Source organism: Liquorilactobacillus vini DSM 20605 (assembly GCF_000255495.1).
GTDB classification, from domain to species: domain Bacteria; phylum Bacillota; class Bacilli; order Lactobacillales; family Lactobacillaceae; genus Liquorilactobacillus; species Liquorilactobacillus vini.
Genome location: NZ_AHYZ01000070.1, coordinates 15,961 through 27,503 on the forward strand (window position 1 = coordinate 15,961; position 11,543 = coordinate 27,503).

The window sequence follows — 11,543 nt, forward strand, 5'->3', positions numbered from 1 at the left end:
TCTTAAAATTTTATTTAGCAAGCGGCCAATTTTTCAATGTTAGTTTTTAGCTTGATCCAACGCTTGTTTTAAATCAGCTAACAAGTCTTCAACAGCTTCAATCCCAACTGAAAGACGAATCAACTCATTTGAAATTCCATGAGCTAAACGGAGCTGCTCAGGAATCGAGCCATGCGTCATAATGGCGGGAACTTCAATTAAACTTTCTACCGAACCAAGACTTTCTGCTAAAGTGATCAAGCGGAGTTTCTCAATAAATTTCTTGACCGATAGCTTTCGATCGATTTCAAATGAAAGCATCCCGCCAAAACCGGTCATCTGCTTTTTAACGAGCTGGTAATCAGCAGCTTGCGGATCACCTGGATAATAAATTTTAGTGATTCGCGAATCTTTTTGCAAAAATTCAAAAATCTTTAGTGCATTTTGCTGATGAGCTTCCATCCTAACTGCCAGTGTTTTAATACCACGCTGCAAAAGCCAACTATCCTGCGGTCCTAAAATTCCACCAATTGCATTTTGCAAGTAACCAATTTGTTCAGCCAATTTAGCATCTTTGACTACGATTAACCCAGCAATTAAATCACTATGCCCACCTAAATATTTCGAAGCACTATGTAAAACTAAATCGGCTCCTAAATTTAATGGTTGTTGGAAATATGGTGAAGCAAAAGTATTATCAACGATCATTAAAAGCTGATTGTGCTTAGCTAATTGCGATAAAGCTGCAATATCAGAAATATGCATCAAAGGATTAGTTGGTGTTTCTAAATAGATTGCTTTAGTATTGGCTTTGATTGACTTGGCAACAGCAGTTAAATTTCGCGTATCAACAGCCGTAAATTCCAACCCTAGGCGTGTCAATATGGTGTTAATCAAACGAAAAGTCCCACCATAAACGTCATTGCCCACAATAATATGATCACCAGCCGAAAAAAGTGAAAAAGCTGTGTGAATAGCGGCTGAACCTGAAGCAAAAGCAAAACCAGCTGTTCCATTTTCTAAATCAGCAATTAAATTTTCAACCGCTAAGCGTGTGGGATTGCCTGTCCGTGAATATTCAAAGGACGGATGACCACCTAATTCTTTTTGAGCAAAAGTTGATGTTTGGTAAATGGGGACACTGACTGCTCCAGTTGCTTGATCTTGATTGATTCCACCGTGAATTAATTGCGTTTTAAAATCCATTGTTTAACTTCCTTTCCAAATTATTAATTATAAATCTGTTGACTGAGATATCTTTCACTGCTGTCGGGAAATACCGTGACGATATTGCTTTGGGGTGGCAATTCTTCGGCCAACTGCCAGCTGGCTGCTAAAGCTGCTCCGCTGGAACTGCCTGCAAAAATTCCAAAATCTTTAGCTAAGCTTTTAACCCATTTAAAAGCTTGTTGATCACTGATCGTAAAAATTCGATCAACCTCTTGTCGTCGCAAAAATGGCGGAATAAATTCCACACCAATTCCTTCGATTCGATGTGGGTGCTCCGGTCCACCATTTAGGATTGATCCTTCTGGTTCAACAATGGCCGTTTTGATGTTGGGAAGCTGTTCTTTAAAATAGCGTGCTGCACCAACAAAAGTCCCGCCACTGCCTGCCCCAGCAACAAAACCTGCTAATTTTAAATGATTTGCCTGAAACTCTTGCCAAATTTCTGGAGCTAGCGTTTGATAATATGTTTCTGGATTAGCTGGATTATCAAACTGCATTGGTACATAACTATTAGGTAGTTTCTCAGCTAATTCTTGTGCTCGTTTAATTGCACCCACAATTCCTGCTTGACTTGGAGTATGGACAATTTGAGCTCCCAGTGCTTTCATCAATAATTGTTTTTCTTGACTAAATTTTTCTGGTACCACCAAAATGGTTTTCAAGCCAACCTGGCCAGCAGCTAAAGCCAACCCAATCCCGGTATTACCAGCTGTTGGTTCAATGATCGTTGTTTCAGCATTGATCAACTGTTTCTCAAAGGCTTGTTCCAGTAAATATTTTCCCAAGCGATCTTTGATACTGCCTCCAGGATTAAACATTTCCAATTTTGCGAAAATATGTGACTGCTTGGGAGCTGCAAGTGGCAACTCAATTAGCGGCGTTTTCCCAACTAATTGACTTATTTGGGTGTAAATCATCAAAGATTCCTCCTTAATTGTTTTAAAGAAAAGTGCAAAAAAAGACGCGAACCAAAATTGATTCACGTCCTCATACGTTTATAAGCCGTTGACTGTTACAACTCTTTCTCACTGAAAATAAAGCTCTAGCTTGAAAAATTGCCACACCAAGTCGTCGCACTCCACGCATAAAAACGCGAATTGCGACAACAACATGCTACAAAATTAAGCTTAAAGTCTTTCATCAACAGCCCTCTTTTCTTTAAATTAAGAATACCAGTTGTCTTTAAATAAGACAAGTCTTTTTTTATTCCAGAAAATCACGCAGCTGCTTGGATCGTGAAGGATGCCGTAATTTTCGTAATGCTTTCGCTTCGATTTGCCGAATCCGTTCCCGCGTTACGCCAAAGACTTTGCCGACTTCCTCAAGCGTTCTGGTTCGGCCATCATCCAACCCAAAACGCAAGCGCAAAACATTTTCTTCCCGATCAGTTAAGGTCTCCAAGACACTTTCCAGCTGTTCCTTAAGTAATTCATAAGCCGCATGGTCAGCCGGGCTGGTTGCATCATGATCTTCAATGAAATCGCCTAAATGTGAATCATCTTCTTCACCGATTGGTGTCTCTAAGGAAACCGGTTCTTGGGCAATCTTCAAAATTTCTCTGACTTTATCGGTCGGCATATCCATTTCAGCACCGATTTCTTCCGGTGTTGGTTCACGACCCAAATCTTGCAACATTTGGCGCTGGATTCGGATCAATTTGTTGATTGTCTCAACCATATGAACAGGAATCCGAATCGTCCGAGCTTGATCGGCAATTGCTCGAGTGATCGCCTGTCTGATCCACCAGGTAGCATACGTTGAAAATTTAAATCCTTTTCGGTAATCAAATTTTTCAACTGCCTTCATTAGTCCCATGTTACCTTCTTGGATCAGATCAAGGAATGACATCCCGCGACCAACATAACGCTTGGCGATTGAAACAACTAAACGCAAGTTAGCTTCAGCTAGGCGTTGTTTTGCTTCTTCGTCTCCTTTTTCGATCCGTAAAGCTAATGCAACTTCTTCATCAGCAGTCAGCAGATTTACGCGCCCAATTTCTTTCAAATACATCCGCACTGGATCATTGATCTTAACCCCAGATGGTGCTCCAGCTTCTCGCTCGACTTCTTTAGCATCATCCTGATTTTGATTGGCAACTGCTTGTAAACTATACTTACTTGGTTCACCATTTTCATCAACAACTGAAATTCCTTCATCTTCAATATGTTGGATCAATGCTTCCATTTGTTTGCTTTCTAAACCAAATGGCGAAACTAAACGTTTAGTCAGTTCATCATAAGTGATTTGTTTAGCAGGTTTGAACTCACGAATTACTTTCCGCAACTCTTTTTTATATTCTGCTGAATCCTTGTTCATTTTCTCTTCTGCCATTATGCAGCCTCCTTAAAGTGAAGTTGATTTTTTCAGCTGTTTTTGTTTTAATAAATCAACAAATTCAATCGTTAATTTAGTAATTAATTGCTGATCATTTGTTTTGCGTGCTGCAATTAACTGTTGTTTAATTTGCAATAGCTTTTCCTCAATCGGTGAAACCTGCATAATCAAACGTACACAATCTTGAATTTCTTCCATCGAACCATCCTGAGCATAATTTTCAATTTCCAGACTAATAATTATCTGCCGTAAATCATCAGCTTGTAAAAAATCCAAAAAACGTGCTGTTTCATATTCGTCATAAGCTTGAAAGTAACCCTCTGCCAGTAAATATATTGTTTGATACTGATCATGAATAAATGAAAATCCCGTCACTCCTTTGAGATGTGAACGAACCTCATAACTATGCAATAATCGATAAAGCAATAAACGTTCAGCTTTTTCAATTTGACTATATTTTCTCTCCGCATGCAATGATACGTCCGGCGACTGCTGCAACTGAAGAGAAGAAATTGGCTGCTTAAATTGTTTTTGTTGGCGTATTAGTAAGTGTAACTGTTTGGTCAAACTACTCTTTTCTAATGAAAAACGTTTAGCTAATTGATTAAGATACAAATCACGTTCAATTGGCTCTGTCAATTGAGCAATTTTCTCTAAAACTTCTGAAATATAGGCTAACTGTTCGTTCTCATTTTCCAAGTTATGTCTAGTAGCTAAATAAGTCATCCAAAAAGACATTTTGGTTTGTTGTTTTTTAGTAACTAAATTTTTGAATGCTTGACCACCATTTTTTTGAATATACTCATCTGGATCTTGCTTTTCAGGCAACAGAACGACATTCAATTTCAAGCGAGTTACTGGTTGAAGCAGCTTTAAGGCACGAGCGATCGCATTTTGCCCAGGTTTATCACCATCATAACATAAACACAAATGCTCAGTAGTTCGCTCTAATAAATAAACTTGTTCATTCGTTAAACTAGTCCCCATTGAAGCAATCCCATTTTGAACTCCGGCCTGATAGGCTGATAAAACATCCATAAAACCTTCCAGTAATAAAGCAAAACCATTTTGTCTGATGGCCGACTTAGCTAAATCAAAATTAAACAAAATCCTGCGTTTATTAAATAACTTAGTTTCGGGGCTGTTCAAATATTTAGGAACTTTGGGATCTTGGCTTAATGTTCGCCCAGAAAAAGCAACTACATAGCCTTGCGCATCACGAATTGGGAATAAGACTCTTCCCCTGAAGCGCTGCCGCAAAACACCATTTTCCTTGTCAGCAAACAACCCAGTTTTAATTAACAACTGCTGTGAAAAGCCCTTTTCTGACAAGAATGCCACTAAAATTTCCCGTTGAGGCGCAAAACCTAATTGAAATTTCTCAATTGTTTCTGTCGTTAAGCCCCGGTCTTGTAGATAAGCCAAAGCACTTTCTCCCAACTGAGTATTAAGCAAAATATGGTGAAACAACTGGGCAGCTTCACTATAAGCACGTCTTAACTGATTAGTTTCTGAATCAACTGCCTCCTCCTCAAAACTCGAATTCAACAGTTGCGGTGGAAGTGAGATCCCACCAAGTTCAGCTACTTTGAATACCGCTTCAGGAAAACTGATTTTTTCGATCTCCATGATGAATTTGAACACGTTGCCACCGCGATGACAAGAAAAGCAATGAAAAATTTGCTTCTCAGGTGCAACTGAGAAAGAAGGCGTTTTTTCTTCGTGAAACGGACATAAGCCAAAATAATTTTTCCCTGATTTACGTAATTGAACATATTGGCCGATAATATCAACAATCTCAACATTTGAACGAACTTGTTCGATCACTTCTTCAGGAATCCGCATGATTGTTCGACCTCCTTATTCAGCTTACGATCATTTAGGTCAACAAAAGCCGCACAAAGCTGTGCGACTCCTCAAAACACTCTTTTTAATTTTAGCGCAAAAATACTAAAAAATCAACCAAAGTCTCACTCAATAATCATTTGACGTTCAAAACCGTTAAATCACCAAACGGTTGTAAGATATTAGCTAATTGGGCTAACTGAGCTAAGCGATTTCGCCGTAGCTTTTGATCTTGAGCCATAACCATTGTTTGATCAAAATACTCAGTAATCGGTTGCCGCAAAGTCTGCAATTGCTGATATAATTCTTTAGGATCCCTGGTAGCTGTTAAAGATTCAACCGCTGTTTGTAGCTGCTGCTCGCTGGCATTTTCAAATAATGCCGGGTCAACTGATTGATTGGACTTAATGCCAGCTTTTCGCAATAAACGCAAAACTCGACTGGCGGCTTCAATCGTTCCTTTAAAATCGGTATCAGTTCGATGGGTTTGTAAAATTTCAGCAGCTTGTAAAATCATGGTAAAAGGATTTTTTGCTTCAGCAATTGTCGCTTGAATCACATCAAAATCATAATTGTTGCTAGCTAATTGCTGCTGAATTCGATCTTTTAGAAAAGCAGTCATTTCATCAAGATGAGCTGGCTGATTTTTTTGATATAGTTCACGATTTACTTGGGCCATTTTTGCTACTAATTCTTCTAATGAAGTAATTGAAACTGGCCAATTAAAAGCCAGTGCGATTCGCACTAAACCAGCTGCTTGTCTTCGAAGTGCATAAGGATCATTTGAGCCAGAAGGAATCATCCCAACCGCAAAAAATGAACTGATACTATCTAATTTATCAGCTAGCGCCAACAAAGCGCCAACTTTAGATTCTGGCAAAACTCCACCTGCTTCAATTGGTAGATAATGTTCCCTGATGGCGGTAGCAACTGCTGGATCTTCACCCTGCAAGAGTGCATACTTTTCACCCATGACACCTTGCAGCTCTGCAAATTCACCAACCATCCCTGTTACTAAATCAAACTTATAAATCTTGGCCGCCCGGGCAACTTGTTGCTTTTCCTGCTGATTAAAACCAAACTGGGCAGCTAAAGCCGCGGTTAGTTTGCCAACTCGCTGCATTTTTTCAGCGATCGTGCCAATTTTATCATGGAACATAACTTTCTTTAACTTTTCAGTGTAATCAGCGATCGTTAATTTTTGATCTTCATGATAGAAGAAGGCAGCGTCTTCCAAACGAGCCGTCAAAACCTTTTCATTGCCAGCAATTACGTTTTCCAAGTGATCTTGATTACCATTGCGAACAGAAACAAAATTCGGCAATAATTTTCCCTGTTGATCGCGGACATAAAAGAATCGCTGATGATCCCGCATCGAAGTAATTAAGACTTCTTCAGGGATCTCCAAATATTTAGCCGCAAATTTACCAGCAAAAACTGTTGGATATTCGACTAAATTATTAACTTCTTCAAGCAGCTCAGGCTCAACCACGATCTGCCAATGCTGGGCAGCAGCTAATTTAGCAATTTGCTGCTTGATCATTTCTTTGCGCTTAGTCGCATCAGCAATTACAAAAACTTTTTCCAAAGCAGCTGGATAATCAGCTGCAGATGATAGTTCGATCGATCGGCCTAAGAAGCGATGCCCTGCTGAAATTCGATCGCTTTTAATCTTCAAAATTGCAAACGGTACTATCTGCTGATCTAGCAAAGCAACCAGCCATCTGATTGGCCGCACATACTTAAAATCATGATTGCCCCAGCGCATCATGGTTGGAAAGTTCATCGCAGTAACAGCTTCTTTTATTTTGGGTAAAATTTCAACAGCAGTTTGCCCTGGAATAAACTTTTTAACATAGGCATACTCAGTGCCCTTTAATTCTTGGAAAAAAATATCATCAGGCGTCAATTTTTGACCTCGAGTAAAGCCGATTGCTGCCTTTGACCAGCTGCCATCAGCCTGTTGAGCAACTTTTTTGGACGGTCCTTTGACCTCTTCTTCAACATCCGGTTGCTTATCGGCCAACCCGACAACTTTGACAGCCAACCGCCGCGGAGTTGAAAAACTTTCAATTTTTTCGAAGGTTAAATGCTCAGTCTGCAAAAATCCAGTAATCCGCTCAACTAATTGTTTAGCACTAGCGGTAACTACATGAGCTGGCATTTCTTCCAAACCAATTTCAAGTAAAAATGTATGTGCCATTATTTATCCTCCTTTAACAGTTTTGCTCGCAGCTGCTCATCTTTTAGTAATGGGAAACCCAATTTCTTGCGTTCTGCCACAAAAGCCTTAGCTATTGATTTGGCTAAATTCCGGATTCGAGCTAAATAACCAGCCCTTTCAGTGACTGAAACTGCTCCGCGCGCATCCAAAAGATTAAAAGTATGACTGCATTTCAAAACATAATCATAAGCAGGATGAATCAAACCTAATGCAATTTGTTTTTTAGCTTCGGTCTCATAGACATCAAAGAATTTGAAAAGCATCTCTTGGTTACTAGTTTCAAAAGCATATTTTGAATGCTCATATTCTGGTTCACTGAAAATATCTCCGTAGCGAACCCCATCGCCCCATTCTAAATCAAAAACCGAATTGACATTTTGAATATATGATGCCAAGCGTTCTAAGCCATAGGTTACTTCAGAAGCCACTGGTTTGACTTCTAAGCCACCAACTTGTTGAAAATATGTAAATTGAGTGATTTCCATTCCATCCAACCAGACTTCCCAACCAACACCAGCACAGCCCATTGATGGGTTTTCCCAATTATCTTCGACAAATCGAATATCATGTTCAAGTGGATCAATACCTAATGAGCGCAGACTATCCAAATAAAGATCCTGAATATTAGCTGGTGAAGGCTTCATAATTACTTGAAATTGATGATGCTGAAAAAGTCGGTTAGGATTTTCCCCATAACGGCCATCTGCTGGTCGACGTGAGGGTTCAACATAAGCCGCATTCCACGGTTCCGGGCCAATTGCCCGTAAAAAAGTATAAGGACTCATCGTTCCAGCACCTTTTTCTGTATCATAAGCCTGCATCAACATACAGCCTTGTTGTGACCAAAACTTCTGCAGTCTTAAAATTATTTCTTGCATTGATAACTGCTTTTCCATTATTTTCCTCCTTGATTTTGGATGACTGCAACTTAAAACTTAACCATAAAAAAAACCTATGCAACCACCCAAGTTGGTTACATAGGGACGATTTTTAACCGCGGTTCCACCCTACTTCCGATTATTTACCGGCAACTTCATTGATAACTAAGCTCCGAAAACGCCAATCAATCAGTTTTGATCGCCTGCTCACACCAATTCAGGCTCGCTAAGATCAATTCTGCTGACCTTTTTTCATCTTTGCTTTTACGCTACTAGCTTAATCGAAGAACAATAATTTGTCAATGTTTCGGCCAAATCTTCATTTCTTCTAAAAAATGCCGTGATTTCAAATTTAAACCAACTTCATTATCATAAATTTGATCTAAAGCTTGACGTAAATTATTTTTAGTTGTTGATTTGACATGAATCGAATTTAAACGTCGCAAATCAAGCTGCGCAAAAGTCCGTAAAAAATACAATGTTCGTTGATCCAGGTGCATTCGTCGCGGATCTAAATGGAAATGTGCGGCACACAATAAGCCGCCATAACTTTCTGAAAAATCAAATGCACCAGTTGTTTGATGACAAATTACGCAATCTTGTAAATTTGGTTTGACGCCAAAAAAATTAAGAAGTTGAACTTCAATAATATTCACAATAATTGCCGGATCAAAATGCCGATCAATTAAACTCAATGCTTGTTGAAGTTGACTAAACCAACCGCCCAGCGGCTGAGAATCACCAAATGCCGCAGCTGCAAGTTCTAAAAGATAAGTTGCGTAAGCATTTAACTCAATATCTTGCAACAAGTTTTGATAGTGTTCGACATCCTTAGCGGCATTGATAAACGATAAACCATTAGTGCTAATGGCGCCAAAGTAATTAGCCTGAGTAAATGGCAAAATTGCAGCTCCCAGCCGAAAGCCCCGTTTCCGCGCACCTCGCACGAAAAACATTTTAAAACCAAAATTATCAGTTAAGATCTTAACTAGCATATCTCTTTCTCGATAATCACGGCGAAAAAAAACAATTCCAGCAAATTCAGCTGTCTGAGTCTGACCCATCTATGTCACCTCATTAATGCTCAATCTTCATCCGGCTGATAGCCCAAGGATTGCAAATCAACTTTACGATCACGCCAATCTTTTTGAACTTTGACCCAAAGTTCCAGGAAAACTTTATCTCCCAATAATAGTTCAATTTGTTTACGCGCCTGGGTACCAATTTGTTTGAGCATTTTGCCGCCGCGACCAATTAAGATTCCCTTTTGCGATGAACGCTCGACCACAATTGTCGCTTGAACTAAAACTTTTTGCTGATCCTGACGTTGGATTTTTTCAGTCACGACCGCCACCGAGTGTGGAACTTCCTGCCGAGTCAGTTTTAGAACTTGCTCGCGGACCAATTCGGCAACAATAAAGCGTTCTGGATGATCGGTAATCTGGTCAGCTGGATAATATTGTGGTCCAGCCGGCAGTAAATTAGTCACCGCGCCTAAAAGTTCTTCACAATTAATTCCTTCAAGAGCTGAAATTGGATAAATTTCCCGGAAATCAAGTGCCTGACGAAAATCCTCGACAAATGGCAACAAATCATTCGGCTGAACCTGATCAATCTTATTGATCACTAAAAAGATTGGTTGGTTGACTTTCTTTAGCCGTTCAATAATAAAGTTATCCCCACGACCACGCTTTTGGGTTGCATTAACCATAAACAATACCGCGTCAACATCATTTAAAGTTGACAGCGCTGCTTGTACCATATAATCTCCTAATTGACTTTGCGGTTTATGAATTCCTGGGGTGTCAATAAAAACCACTTGACTATCAGTGGTCGTGTAAATTCCTTGGATTTTATTTCGCGTCGTCTGAGCCTTATCACTCATAATAGCAATTTTTTGACCAATAATTCGATTCAAAAAAGTTGATTTACCAACATTAGGCCGGCCAATAATGGCCACAAAACCAGAATGTTTCATTAATTCCATCAAATTTACTCCTTTATCTAATAAATAACTGCCAAATTTTTATGCCAAAAATTGTCACCCCAACAAGCAAAGCAAAAATTGCATTCAACAAAACGGCAGCCGAAGCCATATCTTTGGCTTTTTTCGCTAAAGGATCACTATGAAACTTGGTAACTAAATCAACAACATTTTCAATGACCGTATTCCAAATTTCATTCGCCAAAACACTGATAATACTCCAACAAATCCATAACCATTCATACAAGCTAAGTTTCAAACAAACTCCCAATAAAATTGCGACCATCATCGCTGCAGTATCAAAGCGAAAATTACGCTCATCTAACCAGACAGTCTTCAAACCCGTCAATGCATGCCTTAACGATTGACAAAAGTTATGATTTTTCCAGCGCCGTTGTTGCTCTTTATCTTTTAAGTCCATAAGCATCTAAAATCTTTCGTTGTAAACTGAACATTACTTTCTCATCTTCCGGTTTCATATGATCATAGCCATTTAAATGCAAAAAGCCATGAATCACTAAAAACCCTAATTCACGTTCCTCGGAATGTTGCAAATAAGCAGCTTGTTCTTTAACTTTATCAACTGACACCATAATATCACCGATATTTTTAGGTTCTCTAAAATCGGCATCTGCTGGAATAATTATTGGATCCTCATCACCGGTTTCCTCAATCGCGAAACTAATTACATCAGTTGGTTTATCGACTCCGCGGTACTTTTTATTGATTTGATGGATGTGTTCATCGTCCATTAAAGTAACTGACATTTCAGTATCCTCCGGCAATTTTAAATAATTGCCAGCATATTCAAGGACAGCTTTAATTAATTCAATCCACCCGGGATCTATTTGTTTGGTGTCATCATAAATTTCTAAATCCACTATTTTTGCCTCTTTCTTTCATCATCTTCTTTAGCATATGCTTGAATGATTTCAGCCACAATTGGATGCCGAACGACATCAACAGCTGCAAACTTAACAAAATCAATTCGCGGTAAGCCTTGCAAGATCTCCCAGGCATCAATTAAACCGCTTTGACTATGACCCTTAGGTAAATCAATCTGAGTTTG

General features: G+C 39.2%; 11 protein-coding genes. All 11 read right to left on the reverse strand.

Translation table 11 applies throughout. From position 1 onward, the window contains the following. Positions 1-39: 39 nt before the first annotated feature. The gene (locus tag ON15_RS04675; protein WP_010580321.1) at positions 40-1,185 is read right to left on the reverse strand and encodes a trans-sulfuration enzyme family protein; all 1,146 of its coding nucleotides are present in this window, start codon (positions 1,183-1,185) and stop codon (positions 40-42) included. 23 nt (positions 1,186-1,208) lie between these two features. Further along, the gene (locus ON15_RS04680; protein WP_010580322.1) at positions 1,209-2,126 is read right to left on the reverse strand and encodes a PLP-dependent cysteine synthase family protein; all 918 of its coding nucleotides are present in this window, start codon (positions 2,124-2,126) and stop codon (positions 1,209-1,211) included. A gap of 286 nt (positions 2,127-2,412) precedes the next feature. Beyond that, positions 2,413-3,540: an RNA polymerase sigma factor RpoD gene (rpoD, locus tag ON15_RS04685; RefSeq protein WP_010580323.1), complete on the reverse strand. Its 1,128-nt coding sequence runs from the start codon at positions 3,538-3,540 to the stop codon at positions 2,413-2,415. 12 nt (positions 3,541-3,552) lie between these two features. Then, the gene (gene dnaG, locus ON15_RS04690) at positions 3,553-5,388 is read right to left on the reverse strand and encodes a DNA primase (RefSeq protein ID WP_010580324.1); all 1,836 of its coding nucleotides are present in this window, start codon (positions 5,386-5,388) and stop codon (positions 3,553-3,555) included. Positions 5,389-5,524: 136 nt separating this feature from the next. After that, positions 5,525-7,591 carry a glycine--tRNA ligase subunit beta gene (glyS, locus tag ON15_RS04695; protein WP_010580325.1) on the reverse strand — a complete coding sequence of 689 codons (2,067 nt, stop codon included), beginning with the start codon at positions 7,589-7,591 and terminating at the stop codon, positions 5,525-5,527. Beyond that, on the reverse strand, positions 7,591-8,508 hold the full coding sequence (gene glyQ / locus ON15_RS04700; protein WP_010580326.1) for a glycine--tRNA ligase subunit alpha: 918 nt from the start codon (positions 8,506-8,508) through the stop codon (positions 7,591-7,593). The genes glyS and glyQ overlap by 1 nt, the downstream gene beginning before the upstream one ends. Before the next feature lie 281 nt (positions 8,509-8,789). Further along, positions 8,790-9,554: a DNA repair protein RecO gene (recO, locus tag ON15_RS04705; RefSeq protein ID WP_010580327.1), complete on the reverse strand. Its 765-nt coding sequence runs from the start codon at positions 9,552-9,554 to the stop codon at positions 8,790-8,792. Positions 9,555-9,574: 20 nt separating this feature from the next. Next, positions 9,575-10,477, reverse strand: a complete 903-nt coding sequence (gene era, locus ON15_RS04710; RefSeq protein ID WP_026049492.1) for a GTPase Era — start codon at positions 10,475-10,477, stop codon at positions 9,575-9,577. Positions 10,478-10,490: 13 nt separating this feature from the next. Next, positions 10,491-10,895 (reverse strand): diacylglycerol kinase family protein, encoded by a 405-nt coding sequence (locus ON15_RS04715; RefSeq protein ID WP_100220259.1) that lies wholly within the window; start codon positions 10,893-10,895, stop codon positions 10,491-10,493. Further along, positions 10,879-11,355: an rRNA maturation RNase YbeY gene (gene ybeY, locus ON15_RS04720; protein WP_010580330.1), complete on the reverse strand. Its 477-nt coding sequence runs from the start codon at positions 11,353-11,355 to the stop codon at positions 10,879-10,881. Before ybeY ends, ON15_RS04715 begins: the two co-directional genes overlap by 17 nt. Beyond that, a partial coding sequence (locus tag ON15_RS04725) for a PhoH family protein (RefSeq protein WP_010580331.1) occupies positions 11,355-11,543 on the reverse strand: 189 nt, incomplete at its 5' end. The genes ybeY and ON15_RS04725, both read right to left, overlap by 1 nt.